Raw genomic sequence first — 15,939 nt, 5'->3', positions numbered from 1 at the left:
AAATGAGCAATTCCGCCTCCCTGCCGCTCCGCCACGCTGTTAGGTGGGGTTGCGATGAGGGAACCGACAAGCCCGGCAGGGCTTTTTTCACGCTGATTTCTGTGATTACGACGCGCTTCGGCGCATGGCTCCAAGGAGCAGGCGGCGGTAAATCCGTTCCCTGATGCCGGACGGATTGCCCAGGCCCATGCGTGCGAGAGAGAGGCGGGCCTCGTCATCCTCCGGTCCGCTGCCGAGAATGAACCCGAGGAGTTCTCCGCGGGAGGCGTTCCGGAGCCGCCCCAGCGCCGGCATGAGCTTCTGTTCCGTCTCCGTGAAGTCGCTGTCGAACGGAAAGAGCGGCAACAGACCCTGCGTTCTCGCCTCGGCAAGCGCGGCCTCGATGCGGGCCGGCACATTGTTCGAATGTGCCGCCGGTATTTCATAGTCCTTGGCGATCTTTCCGGCCTTTTTGGCTTCCGCCAGCAGCGCCGGCTGGAACCGCGAATCCGCCACCGACAGCATCTCCGCGACGACGTCGCCATCTGTCTTGCCGCGAAGATCGGCAACGCCGTACTCCGTCACCACGATGTCGCGCAGATGCCGGGGGATGGTCGTATGGCCATAGGACCAGACGATGTTGGAAGCCGCCTTGCCGTCCTTGTTCCGCGTGGCGCGTACCGCGATGATGGACCGGGCATCTTCGAGCGCGAAGGCCTGGGCGACGAAGTTGTATTGCCCGCCGACGCCGCTGACCACACGCCCGTCTTCGAGCCCGTCCGATACGACCGCGCCTGTCAGCGTCGCCATCATGGCTGTGTTGATGAAGCGTGCCTTCTGCCGCGCCGCGCGCTTGCGCTCTTCATCGCCATGGAGTTCGTTCACATAGGCGACGGGTACCATCGCAATCTTCGCCCGCAGCTCCTCCGGCATCCCGCGCAGCTTCTCATAGAAGGCGCGCGAGCCGAGAAAGAAGCCGGCGTGAATGAGTTTCCCATCCACCTCGCGCTTCAGGACGCCCGCTTCGATGAGGTCGACGAAGCTCTCGACGAGCATTTCGCTTGCGCCGTATAGCCCGGCTTCGAATATGCCGCGCTCCGTTCCGCTCACGCGCAGATGATCGGCTATGGCGGCGAATGCCTTGTTGTTGCCATGGCGAAGCACCAGCGCCTTGCCTATTGCGTCTCCGATCGAGCCGATACCGATCTGCAACGTGCCACCATCCGGGATCAGCGCCGCGGTGTGAAGGCCGATGGCATAGTCCGCCGGCGATACGGCTTCGCGCGGCGGAGCGAAGAGCGGAATTTGCAGCTTCGGACTGTCGAGAAGAAAATCGAGTTCTCCGGCATCCACTTCCGCATCGCCACCCATATAGGGCAGGTCGAAATTCGTCTCGCCCGCGACAATGAAATCGGCCCGGCCCTGCCGCCGCGCTTCGAAAAGATCGACCGAGATATCCGGGTTGCAGCTCAGGCTGAAATGGCTGCGCGTCCGGGAGGGCGCGACCAGCTGTGCCACGACATTGACGCCGGCTTCCAATATGTAGCGAAGCGCGTGGGTGTAGTTCGCGGAAATGTAGTTCTGCTGCTGGCGCGGCGAGTTGAGCCAGCGCCCGGCAAGCATAAAGAACTCGTTCACCTGGATGTTGGGCGGCAGCGTTCCCTTGTGCAGTGCCGCCGCGTAGGTCAGGCCGGGGTAGCCAGCAAAGAGCCGCTCGATTACCGGCCCCATGAAGCGGCGCTCGATATCGCTCGATGGCTTCGGCACTTCGAGCGTCAGAGCGGTGAAAATGCGAAGAGAAATGCCGGGGTCTGCTGTCGCCCGCTCGACAAGGGCGTTGACGAGATGCACCGGCTTGCCGAGGCCGAGCGGCAGCGCGAGAACGATCTTCTTCCCGGTCCTGGCTATAATGGCGTCCGCCAGTGCCGCGGCATCGTCGAATGTTTTCGGTTGGGGAGCCACGACGGATTTACCACCGGTTGGGAAAGGGGCGCGCCGCCCATCCTATCAGCCGGCCCGCTTCAATGCAGCATTCCTCGCCTCACATCCGGGCAAGTTGCGGCGGCGACATATTCGCGTCGTCGCCGGGCGTGGCTGCCGTTGTGTGGAGGGCGAGGTCTTCCGGCGCGAAATCGTCGACGGCGACAACTTTCGCCACGGCGTCCTTCAGTTCGGCGATCATGGCCACGTCCTCGGCGGTGATATAGCCGCTCGCGAGTGCCACTTCGGGGTTGCCGATCTTCGCCGCACGCATTTTTTCCCGCGCCTTCTCCGTCAGGACCGAAAGGCTGAACGCTTGTTCGAGCGTCGCGACCGCATCGCCGCTTCGGCCGAGATGCAAGCCGGATGTGAGCCGGTCGCGGGTCGCGGAAGGCGCAAGCAGGAGTTCGGCGCATTGCATCGCAAGCCTGTCCTTCGGCCCGCGCCGCCGGGGCCCAAGCGGCTGCACGATGAGTTTGGCGAGGGCGGCGACAAAGCGGTTCGGCAGGTTCGCGAACACTTCTGCAAAACGCAGATCGATCGTCGCGAAGCTCTCCTCCGCGCAATAAGCAACGAGCGGGAGATCTTCCGTTTGCCGGCCTTCGTCCTCCCAACGCTTCAGGACGGCCGACATCAGATAGAGTTCCGACAGAATGTCGCCGAGCCGCGCCGACAGCATCTCCTTGCGTTTCAGGCCGCCGCCAAGCGTAAGCAGCGCGAGATCGGCAACAAGCGCGAAGCCCGCGGCATGGCGCGAAAGCTGGCGGTAGTAGCGCGTTGCCTTGCCGGCGCCCGGCGCGGGGGAGACGAGACCGCCCGTCCAGTTGCGCAGCCAGGCGCGGCCCATCGTCTTCATGCTGTGGCCGACGTGACGCCAGAACGCCTCGTCGAACTTCGCCAAAGCCACGTCGCGGTCTTCTTCCTCCAGCGCTTCCATTTCCTTCAGGAGGTGCGGATGGCTGCGGATCGCACCTTGCCCGAAGACGATGAGGTTGCGCGTCAGGATGTTGGCTCCTTCAACCGTTATGCCGACAGGCACAGCCCGATAAAGGTTGCCGAGATAGTTGGACGGTCCATCGATCACGCCCTTGCCGGCGTGGATGTCCATGGCATCGTTCACGGCGGTCCGCATCCGGTTCGTAGCCTGCATTTTCATGATGGCCGAAATGACGGCGAGCTTTCGGCCCTCATCGAGCCCGGCACAGGTGAGCCGCCGGCCGGCATCGAGCAGATAGGCCGTGCCCGCGATATGACCGAGCCGCGCCTGCACGCCTTCGAACTTGCCGACGGGAAGATTGAACTGTTCACGCACGCGCGCATAGGCGCCGGTGGTGCGGGCGGAGAAGGCCGCAGCCGCCGCCGAAAGAGACGGCAAGGAGATACCGCGTCCCGCGGCCAGCGCGCTCATCAGCATCTTCCAGCCCTTGCCGACTTGCGCGGCCCCGCCGATCACATAGTCGAGGGGAATGAAAACATCGTCGCCCTGGGTCGGTCCGTTCTGAAACATCTGGAAGGAGGGCAGGTGCCGACGTCCCGTGGTGACGCCCGGCAGATCGGCCGGCACCAGCGCAACGGTAATGCCAGGCTCTTCATCGCCGCCGAGGAGACGGTCCGGATCGCTGAGCTTGAATGCGAGGCCGAGCACCGTCGCCACGGGCGCCAGCGTGATGTAGCGCTTGTTCCAGTTCAGCCGGATGCCGACCACTTCCATGCCGTTGAAAGTGCCCCGGCAGACGACGCCCCGATCCACCATCGCCGCGGCGTCGGACCCGGCTTCGGGACTGGTAAGGCCGAAGCAGGGAATTTCCTCGCCGGCGGCGAGCCTCGGTAGCCAGTATTCGCGCTGCTCTTCCGTCCCGAACTGCATGAGCAGTTCGCCGGGTCCGAGCGAGTTCGGCACCATCACGGTGACGGCGCCGGCCGCCGAGCGGCTCGACAACTTGCGGATGACTTCCGAATGAGCGAAGGCTGAAAATTCAAGACCGCCATATCGCTTCGGGATAATCATCCCGAAGAAGCGGTTCGCCTTGATGAAGTCCCATGCGTCCTCGGGAAGGTCGCCATCCTCCCAGGTGATCTTCCAGTCGTCGAGCATGTCGCACAGCTCTTCGACCGGCCCATCCATAAAGGCCTGCTCCTCCTCGGAAAGCTGCGGTTTCGGTGTCGCCAGCAGCTTTTCCCAGCCGGGATCGCCAGTGAAAAGATCGGCTTCCCACCAGATGTCACCCGCCTCGAGCGCCTCGCGCTCCGTCTCCGACATGCTGGGCAGCACGCGGCTTGCCCAGCCGAAAATCGGCCGCGTCAGATAGTTGCGCCTTGCTTCCTTCCAGTCCATGCGCAGTAAACTTGGTCGCCGGCGGCGAAAGTCAAGCTTGGGGAGGTGGCCACAATCTACTCCGCGCCCTCCATCGGCCGCAGCGTGCGCTGCCCCATTTCCCTTTCCAGCTTCCGCTGCGTGTCCCCCGGCGAGCCCGTGCGCTGCGCAAGCGCCTGATAGGCGACGGGGACGACGAAGAGGGTAAAGGCGGTGGTGGCGATGACGCCCGAGAAGATGACGACGCCGATTGCGGCTCTCGTCTCCGCGCCGGGACCGAATGAAAGAATGAGTGGAATGGCGCCCGCCGCCGTGGTGATCGCGGTCATGAGGATTGGCCGAAGCCGGATGCCGGCGGCCTCCACCAGCGCTTCCCGGAATTCCTGTCCTTCGTCGCGTAGCTGGTTGGCGAATTCGACGATCAGGATGCCGTTCTTGGCGGCAAGGCCGACCAGCATGATGAGACCGATCTGTGTGTAGAGGTTGAGCGTGCCGCCGGTGAGCCAGATGCCAAGCAATCCGCCGGTGATGGCGAGCGGTACCGTGGTGATGATGACGACCGGGTGCACGAAGCTCTCGAACTGCGCCGCGAGCACGAGGAAAACGACGACGACGCCGAGGATGAAAACAAAGGCGAGCGCGCTGCCCGAGTCGATGAAATCGAGAGATTGCCCCTTGTAGTCGATGGTCACGCCCGGCGGCAGCTTCTCGCGCACCAGCCCCTCGAGATAGTTGAGGGCGTCGCCAAGCGCATAGCCATCCGCCAGTTCCGCTTCGATGGTGATCGAACGCACCCGATTGTAGCGGTTGAGGCTCGCCGGGCCCGCCATTTCGCTGACCGTCACGAGATTGGCAATGGGGATAAGCTGTCCGGACCGCTCCGAACGAACGAAGACGTTGCTCATGTCGCTCGGCGTGCGCTGGCTGGAGCGCTCGCCTTCGAGAATGACGTCGTATTCCTCGCCATTCTCGATATAGGTGGTGACGAGGCGCGAACCGAAAATCGTCTCAAGCGTCCGCCCGACGTTCTCGACCGTGACACCGAGATCGCCGGCGCTGTTCCGGTCGATCTCCACACGCAGCTGTGGCTTCGTCTCCTTGTAGTCGTGATCGATGTTGACGAGACCCGGATTATCCTCGTCGATTGCGGCCAGCAGCGTGTCGCGCCAGTCCCGCAGTTCGTCATATGTGCCGCCGCCGATCACGAACTGAACCGGCTTCGAGATGCCGCCGCCGAACCCGGCCCGCATCACCGGCGAAACCGTCACGCCGGGCAAATCGCCGGTGCGCGCGCGGATGTCGTTCATGATGTCCCAGGCGGATCGCCGCTTTCCCCAGTCTTCGAGCACGACCACGGCGATGCCGTCGTTGAAGGTCGATGTGGTTCCGAAGGAGCGCGGCGCGCGGACGAGCAAACGGCTTATTTCGCCGCCCTCCACCAGAGGCATCAGGCGCTTCTCGATCTCCGTCATGTAGGCTTCCATGTAGGCGTAGGAAGAACCTTCCGGCGCATTCACCATCACAAAAAACGTGCCGCGATCCTCGCGCGGCGCATATTCCGAGGAAATGACGGTGAATAGACCATAGGCGGAAACCATCAGGACGGCGAAGACGGCAAAGACGGGAAGGGGATGCGCCAGGGTCCGGTTGAGAGCGCGGGCGTAAATCTCCTTGGTCTTGTCGAAAGTCTTGTCCACCCAGATGTTGAACTTCGTATGATTGGATGTCGGCTTCAGAATTTTCGATGCCAGCATCGGCGACAGGGTAAGCGCGACGATGCTGGAGAAGCCGACGGCTGCCGCCATGGTAATGGCGAACTCGGAGAAGAGACGGCCCACTTCGCCCTCTATGAAGGTCAGCGGAACGAACACCGCCATCACGACAATGGTGGTCGCGATAACCGCGAATCCGACTTGCCGCGCTCCGTAATAGGCGGCGACAAGCGGCGTCGCGCCTTCTTCCATCCGTCTGTAGATATTCTCCAGCACGACGATCGTGTCGTCCACGACAAGGCCGATCGCAAGCACGAGCGCCAGCAGCGTCAGCAGGTTGATCGAGAAGCTCGCCACGTAAAGGACGAGAAACGTGGCGATGATCGATACCGGTACGGTGACGGCCGGCACCAGCGTTGCCCGCGCGCTGCCCAGAAAGACGAAAATCGTCAGCACGACGAGCACGATGGCGATGCCAAGCGTCTTGTAGACCTCCGAAATCGCCCCTTCGATAAAGACGCTGCTGTCGTAGCTCTGCTTGAATTCAAGCCCTTCCGGCAGCGACGGGGCGAGCCGGGCGGCCTCGGCTTTGGCGCCGTCCGTCACGGTGAGCGTGTTGGCCGTGGATTGCTTGATGATGCCGAGCCCGATCATCGGCATTTCATTGCCGCGGAAGAAGGTCCGGTCTTCCGCCGCCGCGCGCTCGATGCGGGCGACATCGCCGAGCCGCACCAGATAGCCGTCCGCGCCTTGCCCCAGCACGAGCTGGCCGAAATCCTCCGCGGTGCGATAGGTCCGCTCGACGCGTGCGGTGAACTGGCGTTGCGTGGACTCGATGTTCCCAGCCGGCAGCTCGATGTTCTCCGCCAGCAACGCCCGCTCGACATCGCCGACCGTCAACGCGCGCGCGGCAAGTGCCGTCCGGTCGAGCCAGATGCGCATCGCATAGCTGCGCGCACCGGCGAGCCGGACCCGCGCAACGCCGTCGAGCGTCGAGAAACGGTCGACGAGATGCCGCTCGGCATAGTCCGTCAGTTCGAGCACGTTCATGCGGTCGCTCACGACGTTGAGCCACATGATGACGTCGTCGCTTGAATCGACCTTCTGGATGTCCGGCGGATCGGCTTCGGTGGGCAGGTCATCGAGAATGCCCGACACGCGGTCCCGAATATCGTTCGCCGCGGCGTCGACGTCGCGCCCGGGGTTGAATTCGATCGTGATGCGCGAACGGCCGTCCTGACTGGAAGACTGGATGAAGGCGATGCCCTCAATGCCGGCGATGCGTTCTTCGATGCGTTCCGTGATGCGGGTTTCCACGACCGCAGCCGCCGCGCCCCGATAGTCGGTCGTGATCGAAACCACGGGAGGGTCGATATCGGGATACTCGCGCAGCGGCAGACGGTCGAAGGCGACGAGCCCGAAAGCGACGAGGAGGAGGCTGATAACAGCGGCGAAGACGGGCCGCGTCACCGAGATGTCGGAGAGCTTCATGCCAAAATATCTCCGTTACCGCACCGTCGTGGTTTCGTCGAGAACGCGGCCAAGCGCGCGTTCCCCCGTCTCCTCCCGGACGATGCTGACCTTCTGCCCGTCGCGCAGCCGCATCGTGCCATGCGTGACGACACGCTCGCCGGGTGCCAGCCCGCTCAATATTTCCACCTCGCCCGGCCGTCGCGCGCCGGTCGTCACCTCGCGCCGTGCCGCGACATCGCCGTTGACCACGAAAACGAAGTTGCGCGTGCCGGACGGCACTAGCGCTTCTTCGGGAATGACGGTGGCCTCGCGCGGATTCTTCAGAAGCTGCAGGACCATCAGCAGGCCGGGCTTCAGGACATGATCCTTGTTCTCGATCAGCGCGCGTGCCGTGATCGAGCGCGTGACCCGGTCCACCTGCGTCGAAACGCTGCGGATCTCGCCGTGGAATGTCCGGTCGGGAAGGGCGGTCGTGGTGGCGACGATTTCGAGACCGGGGCGGATCGTCGAGAGATAGGCGGCGGGTACGGTGAAGTCGAGTTTGATCGGGTCGAGATCGTCAAGTGTCGTGATGACGTCGCCCGGTGTCACCAGCATGCCGAGGCTGATGGTGCGGAGGCCGACCACGCCCTCGAAAGGCGCATGGATTTCACGGTCGGCGAGCCGCGATGCGGCGGCATCGCGATTGGCTTCCGCTTCGCGCAGAGCCGCTCGCCGCTCTTCCAGTTGCGCCGTCGGCGTGTATTGGCGCTTTTCCAGTTCGCGGGCCCGCTCGTAGGCGGTCCGCCGCTCCGAGAGCACCGCTTCCGCGGCCGCCAGTGCCGCGCGCTGTTCGTCGCGCTGCAAGGCGACGAGAAGCTGGCCCTTCTCGACTTGCTGGCCGTCGTCGAAGTGGATTTCGGTAATCTTGTCGGAAACATTGGCCGTAATGGCAACGCTCTCATTGGCGAAGGTCGTGCCCAGCGCCTCGACCCGGTCGACAAAACGATCGGAGACGGCAGGCGCGACGATGACGTTTTGCGGCGCTTCCTCGGCAAAAGCCGGCGCGCAGAGTGCAGCACTCGCAAAAAGAACGGCTAGCAGACGGCGCATAAGGGCTCCGGCAGTGACAGCTTCAAAACGGGAGATAATGGCGCGATCTCCCGGCAGATTTATGACGATATGTCAGTTTGACCGCTCATCGGAAAATTTCCAAGCAGGACCGGAAGTTAGGGCCCGTGCCGGTCCTCACTTTTCCGTGTAGTTCGGCACCAGGACGGATGGAGTGCTGCTGCGGAAGAGGGACAGGCTGAGCAGGATGGTCGGCACAAGGCCGAAAGCCACGATGGCAAGCGCGGCCGTAGAGGCCTCGGCGAGCCGCTCGTCGGAAGCAAGTCGATAGGTACGCGTTGCGAGCGTTTCGAAATTGAAGGGCCTGAGAAGCAGTGTCGCCGGAAGTTCCTTCATCACATCGATGAAAACGATGAGTGCCGCACTTGCAAGCGCGCCGCGCAGCAGCGGAACGTGGATCGCACTGAGAACCCGTTTGGGTGCCGCACCGAGACTCCGCGCCGCGGCGTCGAGCGTCGGATGGATTTTCTCGAGCCCGCTATGCGTGGCGTTGAAGGCCGCGGTGAGAAAGCGCGCGACATAGGCGAAGACGAGCCCGGCGATGGAGCCTGTGAGAACAAGACCGGGCGAGAAATCCAGACTTTTATTCGCGAAAGCAGCGAACGCCCGGTCGATATCGGTCGAAAGCGTCAGGATGCCGATGGCGATCATGGCGCCGGGCAGCGCATAGCCGAGTGTCGCGAGCCGGATCGACACGCGGTTGAATTTCGTCGGATGCAACCGCTCGCCATAGGCGAGAAGAAGGGCGAGCACGGTCGTGAGAGCCGCCGCGACCGCCGCGACCGAGAGACTGTTCCACGCGAAATCGAGGAAACGCCGGCCGAACAGCGGATCTCCCTCGATGATCGCATAACGCAGAAGCACCAGGGCGGGAATGACGAAGCCGAGGATGACAGGCAGCGCACAAGCGGCGAGCGCACCGGCGGCTCGCAGGCCCTTGAGCTTTCGCGGCTGCGCCGCCAGATCGCGCGAGAGCGGATTGGCGACGCGGCCCCGGCGGCTCACCATCTCGATGAAGACGAGCGCCAGAGCGAAGACGAAGAGCCATGCCGCTATCTGTGCCGCTGCAAGCACGTCGCCGAGATTGAACCAGGTACGGAAAATGCCGGTGGTGAGCGTCGGCACAGCGAAATAGTCGACGACGCCGAAATCGGAAATGGTTTCCATCAGCACGAGCGCCAGTCCGCCGGCGATAGCGGGCCGCGCGCAGGGCAACGCCACGCGGATGAAGGCGCGCCATGGCCGCGCGCCGAGCATCCGCGCTGCGTCGAAAAGCGCCGCCGACTGACGCTGAAAGGCGGTGCGCGCGAGGAGATAGACGTAAGGGTAGAGCACGAGGCTGAGCATGACCGCCGCGCCCGGCAGCGACCGCACGGGCGGAAAATAATAGTCGGCGGCGCTCCATCCGGTCACGCCACGCAGTGCCGTCTGCACCGGCCCCGCAAAGGAGAGCAGGTCCGTGTACACATAGGCGACGATGTAACCGGGCGTCGCGAGAGGCAGCACCAGCGCCCAGTTGAGAATGCGCTGGCCGGGAAAGCGCGTCGAAACGGCGAGCCACGCGGTACCGACGCCGATGACCGCCGTGAGGACGGCCACCAGCGCCATTAGCTTCAGCGTGTTTCCGATATAGGTGGGCAGCACGGTCGCGCTCAGGTGCGCCCAGTTCTCGCTCGTGGGGGCCGTCAGGCTCCAAAGCACGGTCAGCGACGGCGCAAGCGCCACCAGCGCCACGGCAAGCGCCGCCAGCGTCCAGCCTGAGCCGAAGCGCAGCCTCATCCGCTCCCCAAGTGTCAGGACGGGGAGCAACCGATTTTTTTCCGTGACTGACATGGCGCAGTTGTGACAAATACCGCCCTTGGCGGCAAAGTAATTTTGCTACGCATTTGCAGGTGCGTCAGCTTGTAGCGCGGTTTGCGAGGTAGTCATGGCCCTGACGTTTCGGAACGTCGGACACAGTTTCGGTGCCCACAGGGTGCTGTCCGGGGTCTCGCTTGAGGCGCGGCAGGGTGAAATCCTGTGCTTGCTGGGACCGTCGGGCAGCGGCAAGACGACGTTGCTGCGGCTTGCTGCGGGCCTTGAGGCGCTGCAGGAGGGCACGATCGACCTGGGCGGGGCGCTGCTGGCGGCGCCGGGACGCGACGTACCGCCGGAAAAACGGTCGTTCGGCATGGTCTTTCAGGACCACGCGCTGTTTCCCCATCTGACGGTCGCGGAGAATATCGCTTTCGGTGTCGCGGGGCAGCCGAAGGAGCGGATACGCGCCATCGTGGCGGAAAGGCTGGCGGCAGTCGGCCTTACGGGCTTCGAGGATCGTTACCCGCATACGCTTTCGGGCGGCCAGCAGCAGCGCGTGGCGCTGGCGCGCGCATTGGCGCCGTCGCCCGCCGCGATGCTGCTCGACGAACCTTTCGCGAGCGTCGACGTCACGCGGCGGCGCGCCTTGCGCGAGGAGGCGCGGCGCGCCCTGAAAGCGGCAGGCGTCATAACGCTCGTCGTCACGCACGATCCCGTGGAGGCGATGGAAATAGCGGACCGGATCGCCGTGATGGAAGGCGGCCGGATCGCACAATGTGCGACGCCGGAAGAACTCTATGCGCGGCCGGCAAGCGCGCTCGTCGCGTCGCTGTTTGGCGAGGCTCAGCGTTTTCCGGCGACCATCGGCAACGGCGAAGCGGTGACGGCCTATGGCTCTATTCCGGCCAGCGATTTCGCGGAGCGGACGCAGGTGGAAGTGATCGTGCGGCCGGAAGCGGTGACGCTGGCGCCGGCGGGCCAGGCGGAGGAAGCCTTTCGCATCGCCGACGTCCGCTTTCTCGGCCGCGACTGGTTGGTGCTGCTGACGAGCAGCGATTTTCCCGCCCTCGAACCGCTTCGCGCGCGCGTGACCAGCCTCGAAGGCATAGCGATCGACACGACCGTCGCCGTGCGCTTCGACCCCTGCGGGACGTTTGTCTTCGCTGCCTGATGCGACAGAAAGCGCGGATTCCCTCACTTGCGCAGGCGAGGCGGCCCCGCTAGGGTGCAATTGAAAATCGTTATCAATAACCACGGTCGCATCATGCATCGCCTGTTCGCTGCTGTCCTCTTCGTCGCTTTCGCTCTCACCGTTGCCGTCGGCGCGCGGGCGGAGACGAAGGAAGTCAACATCTACTCGGCCCGTCACTACGACACCGACCTCGAGCTTTACGACAGGTTCACCGAGCAGACGGGTATTCGCGTGAACCTGATCGAAGGCGACAGCGATGAACTGATTGCGCGCATCGAACGCGAAGGAAAGCAGAGCCCGGCGGACCTGTTGATCACGGTCGATGCGGGGCGGCTGTGGCGCGCGGAAGAGAAGAACCTTTTCTCGCCCGTGAAGTCGGAGGTGCTGGAGACGCGCATCCCCGCGCATCTGCGCCACCCGGATGGCCTGTGGTTTGGCCTCTCGAAGCGCGCGCGCATCATCATCTACAACAAGGAAATGGGGCGTCCGGACAAACTGGAAACCTATGCCGATCTCGCCGACCCGTCGAACAAAGGCATGCTGTGCATGCGTTCTTCGTCCAACATCTACAACGTCTCGCTGCTCGCCTCGATCATCGAACACGAAGGAAAGGAAGCAGCGGAAACATGGACGAAAGGCGTCGTTGCGAATTTTGCGCGGCAGCCGGAGGGCAACGATACCTCGAACGTGAAGGCCGTCGCGGCGGGAGAATGCCGGGTTTCGCTGGTGAATACCTATTACGTCGGACGCATGCTCGGCTCGGACAATGCGCAGGATCGCGCGGCGGCGGAGAAGGTCGGCCTCATCTTTCCGAACCAGAACGGCCGCGGCACACATGTGAACCTGAGCGGCGCGGGCGTCCTGAAGCATGCGCCGAACCGCGAAAACGCCATTAAATTCATAGAGTTCCTGTCGAGCGACTGGGCGCAGCACGCCTTTACCGAACAGAACCATGAATACACGGCAGTGCCCGGCATCACGGAAATATCGCCTGTTCCGGGTACGGACGATTTCAAGGAAGACGAGCTGAACGCGAGCGCGCTCGGCGAAAATCAGGCGGAAGCCGTACGGATTTTCGACCGCGCCGGCTGGAAATAGACAGCCCGAAACGGCCGGCTGTCACGAGAATGTCATAAAAATGTCATGAGGACCGATGCAGACCGGGGACAAAAAACTTGTCCCCGGTTTTGCATGTCCGGCGCTCCCCCGCGAATCGTCAGGCGAGAATCGCACGCGCCATTTTCGCGGGTGAGGATTTCTATTTCGACGTCGAAACAGGCGCCGGGCTTGTCCCCGGTCATTATTCGTTCGCCCGGACCGGAGGTCAGGCGGTCTGGAGATCCGCCTTCTCGAAATTCGCTTCCGCGAACTCCCAGTTGACGAGGTTCTTCAGGAAGGCGTCGAGATAGTCCTGCCGCTTGTTCTGGTAGTCGAGGTAGTAGGTGTGCTCCCAGACATCGGTGGTGAGGAGGGGCACGTCCTTCGCGGCCGCGATCGGCGTCTCGGCATTGGCGGTGCTGTAGACCTTCAGCTTGCCGTCCGACAGGACGAGCCAGCAATAACCCGAGCCGAACTGCGCCATGGCGGTGTCCTTGAAGGTTTCCGCGAATTTGTCGTAACCGCCGAGATCGCTTTCGATCCGGTCCGCGAGCGCGCCCTTCGGCTTGCCGCCGCCCTTGGGCGACATGGAATGCCAATAGAAATCGTGGTTCCAGACCTGCGCGGCGTTGTTGAAGAGGGACTTCTTCGAAGCGTCGCCCGCCACCTTGCGGATCAGCGGTACGAGGCCGAGACCGTCGAGATCGGTGCCCTCGATCATCCCGTTGGCCTTGTCGACATAGGCCTTGTGATGCTTGCCGTAGTGAAAGGAAAGCGTCTCCGCGGAGACATGCGGCGCAAGGGCGTCCTGGGAATAGGGAAGGGGAGGAAGTTCGAGCATGGTTCGGTCGTCCTTTCGCTTGGGTCCGCCTCCCTCTCTGACTTCGACCTGCGGGGTGTTCATTTCAAGGCCGCGAGGCAATTTCCGCCTCGTAACCGCCGGGAAATGAAGGGTTTCCGGCCGTGTGACCCTGCTGCTTGCAACAGTGTCACGCAATCCCCACATGGATACCGAGGCGGCGCCGGTTAAGGGCCGCGATTGGCAAAGTCGCTCGAGACACAGGACTTTGGAAATGACGCGAGTGATGCAGTTCAACAGCCCTTTCCTCCTGGGCTTCGACGAAATGGAGCGGCTGCTCGAAAGAGTGGCGAAGGCGTCGGACGGATACCCGCCCTACAATGTCGAGCAGGTCTCGGCGGAAACGGGCGAACGGCTCCGGATCACGCTGGCGGTGGCCGGTTTTTCCCGCGACGAACTTTCCGTCACGGTGGAGGAAAACCAGCTCGTCATCCGTGGCCGGCAGCGCGAGGAAACCGACCGCACCTATCTCCATCGCGGCATCGCGGCGCGCCAGTTCCAGCGGTCCTTCGTGCTGGCCGACGGGATAGTGGTTCGAGGCGCGACATTGGAGAACGGTCTGCTGATGATCGATCTCGAAAAGCCCGAACCCAAACGGACGACGCGCACCATCGACATTTCCGAGGCGGCGCCGGAGCCCTTGTCCCGCAGCGCGGACTGAAATCCCGGACGACGGAGTTGGCCCTTTGCTCCCGTGTAACGAGGAAGGGCTTGAAAGGAGTAAGATCATGAACGAATCCGAATTCGATGCCGCCGGGAACGGCGATGAGAAGACGGGCTGGGGCGTGAAGGACTTTCGCAAGCTGACGCCCGAAATGTTCGCCAACGTCGGCGTCCCGAACGTCGTCTATGTGCGCGAGGTGCTCGCGGGCGAACTCGCCGGCGAACTCGGCTCGGAACTCGACGTCCCCGCCGACACGCGCCTCTTCGCGGTCCACGCCGCCAACGGCCAACGCATGGCCGTGCTCGACGACCGCGACGCCGCCTTCGCGGGCGCCCGCCAGTATGACCTGGAACCGCTCAGCGTCCACTAAAGGCGCATGACACGACAAACGGAAAAGCCCCGCTCGGGAGAGCGGGGCTTTTGTTTTTCAGTGTCCGGAGGATCAGGCGGCGTTCGTGGCTGCCGGTTCCGTGAGGATGGCGAAGAGGGCGGAGGCGTCTTCCGAGGCACGCAGCTTTTCGACCACGGTGGGGTTGCGCAGCAGGCGCGAAATGCGCGCCAGTGCCTTCAGGTGATCCGCGCCCGCCGATTCCGGCGCGAGCAGCAGGAAGATGAGATCGACGGGCTGATCGTCGACGGATTCGAAATCGATCGGCGTGTCGAGCCGCGCGAAGAGACCGTGAAGACGGTCGATGTCCGCGAGCTTGCCATGCGGAATGGCGATGCCCTGGCCGACGCCGGTCGAACCGAGGCGCTCGCGCTCCAGCAGCGTTTCGAAAATCGCCCGTTCGGAAAGTCCGGTCATTTTGGCCGCGCGCTCGGACATCTCCTGCAACGCCTGCTTTTTGCTGGTGACTTTCAGGTGGGCAATCACGCCCTCCGGCTGCACCAGATCTTCAAGCTCCATAATCCGAATCCTGTGTTGCGAAGCCGCCAGATGCACCTGCGATGCGCCTGTCTGTACGGACCGGGCCGTTCCGGTACTCGACCGGCTTGTGCCCGCCAAGTTGGATTTTGCCCTCACTGCATCAAGCCTTCTGAACATCGCGGCTCGTGTCGATCCAGCCGATATTACCGTCGGGCCTGCGGTAGACGAGATTGAGGCCGTTGGCCTTGCCCGTGCGGAACATAACGAACGGTGCCTCACTCAGATCCATCTGCATGACCGCATCGCCGACGCTCAGCACCGGGATCGCGGTGGTGCCTTCGGCGATGATGACGGGCTGCGCGTCTTCCGCTTCCTCCTCGTGCTCGTCGCCCGGATGAAGGACGAAGGACGGGTAGGATTCGGCCGGCAGCTCGACCTTGTTGCTGTTGTTGTGATTCTTCAGCCGGCGCTTGTAGCGGCGCAGGCGCTTTTCCAGCCGTTCGAGGGCGGCATCGAAGGAGGCGTAAACCTCGTTCGCCGCGCCCTGCGCATTGACGCGCAAACCCGAACTGAGATGCGCCGAGCAATCGGCGCGGAATTCGTAGCCCTGCTTCGTGAAGGTCACCTGACCGTCGACAGGGCGATCGAAATATTTCGTCACGGCGGCTTCGAGCCGCTCGGCCGCATGGGTACGGAGCGCATCTCCGACGTCGAGATGATGTCCGCTTACCTGAACTTGCATGAAAGACCTTCCCGGGGTCACTACGCTACAAATGACGGTCGCCGGACGCATTGTCCGGGCCTTCCGCCCTTAAGGAAACCCTGCACGCCGTTTCCGGGCGGCCCACTCGCCGAGCCCACAGCCGGCGTTCGAACTTGCCATTGCACTTGCC

Annotated in this window: 12 protein-coding genes; 4 read left to right on the top strand and 8 right to left on the bottom strand. The window is 63.4% G+C overall.

Translation table 11 applies throughout. The features are described 5' to 3' along the window. Positions 1–105 precede the first annotated feature (105 nt). From Q8S60_RS12005 to Q8S60_RS11985, 5 genes are all read right to left on the bottom strand, one after another. On the bottom strand, positions 106–1,941 hold the full coding sequence (locus Q8S60_RS12005) for an acetyl-CoA hydrolase/transferase C-terminal domain-containing protein (protein WP_305275663.1): 1,836 nt from the start codon (positions 1,939–1,941) through the stop codon (positions 106–108). 79 nt (positions 1,942–2,020) lie between these two features. Beyond that, positions 2,021–4,294: an acyl-CoA dehydrogenase gene (locus Q8S60_RS12000; protein ID WP_305275664.1), complete on the bottom strand. Its 2,274-nt coding sequence runs from the start codon at positions 4,292–4,294 to the stop codon at positions 2,021–2,023. 56 nt (positions 4,295–4,350) lie between these two features. Beyond that, entirely contained in the window at positions 4,351–7,476 is a 3,126-nt protein-coding gene (locus Q8S60_RS11995; protein WP_305275665.1) for an efflux RND transporter permease subunit, read from the bottom strand. 15 nt (positions 7,477–7,491) lie between these two features. Then, positions 7,492–8,550 carry an efflux RND transporter periplasmic adaptor subunit gene (locus Q8S60_RS11990; RefSeq protein ID WP_305275666.1) on the bottom strand — a complete coding sequence of 353 codons (1,059 nt, stop codon included), beginning with the start codon at positions 8,548–8,550 and terminating at the stop codon, positions 7,492–7,494. A 135-nt stretch (positions 8,551–8,685) separates the two neighbouring features. Continuing rightward, the gene (locus tag Q8S60_RS11985) at positions 8,686–10,347 is read right to left on the bottom strand and encodes an iron ABC transporter permease (protein WP_305275667.1); all 1,662 of its coding nucleotides are present in this window, start codon (positions 10,345–10,347) and stop codon (positions 8,686–8,688) included. A 148-nt stretch (positions 10,348–10,495) separates the two neighbouring features. On the opposite strand from Q8S60_RS11985, the gene Q8S60_RS11980 reads away from it, so the two are divergent. Together Q8S60_RS11980 and Q8S60_RS11975 are read left to right on the top strand one after the other, a co-directional pair. Further along, positions 10,496–11,536, top strand: coding sequence for an ABC transporter ATP-binding protein (locus tag Q8S60_RS11980; protein WP_305275668.1), 1,041 nt, complete (start codon positions 10,496–10,498; stop codon positions 11,534–11,536). Positions 11,537–11,629: 93 nt separating this feature from the next. After that, on the top strand, positions 11,630–12,655 hold the full coding sequence (locus Q8S60_RS11975) for a Fe(3+) ABC transporter substrate-binding protein (RefSeq protein ID WP_305275669.1): 1,026 nt from the start codon (positions 11,630–11,632) through the stop codon (positions 12,653–12,655). 226 nt (positions 12,656–12,881) lie between these two features. Here the strand turns inward: Q8S60_RS11975 and Q8S60_RS11970 are convergent, their stop codons facing one another. Continuing rightward, the gene (locus Q8S60_RS11970; RefSeq protein ID WP_305275670.1) at positions 12,882–13,496 is read right to left on the bottom strand and encodes a superoxide dismutase; all 615 of its coding nucleotides are present in this window, start codon (positions 13,494–13,496) and stop codon (positions 12,882–12,884) included. 232 nt (positions 13,497–13,728) lie between these two features. Here Q8S60_RS11970 and Q8S60_RS11965 point away from each other — a divergent pair, with 232 nt between their 5' ends. Continuing rightward, positions 13,729–14,175 carry an Hsp20 family protein gene (locus tag Q8S60_RS11965; protein WP_305275671.1) on the top strand — a complete coding sequence of 149 codons (447 nt, stop codon included), beginning with the start codon at positions 13,729–13,731 and terminating at the stop codon, positions 14,173–14,175. Positions 14,176–14,242: 67 nt separating this feature from the next. Beyond that, the gene (locus tag Q8S60_RS11960) at positions 14,243–14,548 is read left to right on the top strand and encodes a DUF1150 domain-containing protein (protein ID WP_305275672.1); all 306 of its coding nucleotides are present in this window, start codon (positions 14,243–14,245) and stop codon (positions 14,546–14,548) included. 72 nt (positions 14,549–14,620) lie between these two features. Here the strand turns inward: Q8S60_RS11960 and ptsN are convergent, their stop codons facing one another. Both ptsN and hpf read right to left on the bottom strand, forming a co-directional pair. Beyond that, on the bottom strand, positions 14,621–15,085 hold the full coding sequence (gene ptsN, locus Q8S60_RS11955; RefSeq protein WP_305275673.1) for a PTS IIA-like nitrogen regulatory protein PtsN: 465 nt from the start codon (positions 15,083–15,085) through the stop codon (positions 14,621–14,623). 121 nt (positions 15,086–15,206) lie between these two features. Beyond that, on the bottom strand, positions 15,207–15,788 hold the full coding sequence (gene hpf, locus Q8S60_RS11950; protein WP_305275674.1) for a ribosome hibernation-promoting factor, HPF/YfiA family: 582 nt from the start codon (positions 15,786–15,788) through the stop codon (positions 15,207–15,209). Between the last annotated feature and the right edge of the window lie 151 nt (positions 15,789–15,939).

Source organism: Parvibaculum sp. (assembly GCF_030694575.1).
GTDB lineage: Bacteria > Pseudomonadota > Alphaproteobacteria > Parvibaculales > Parvibaculaceae > Parvibaculum.
The sequence above is the reverse complement of the archived record's forward strand: the minus strand, read 5'-3'. Positions and strand labels throughout refer to the sequence as shown.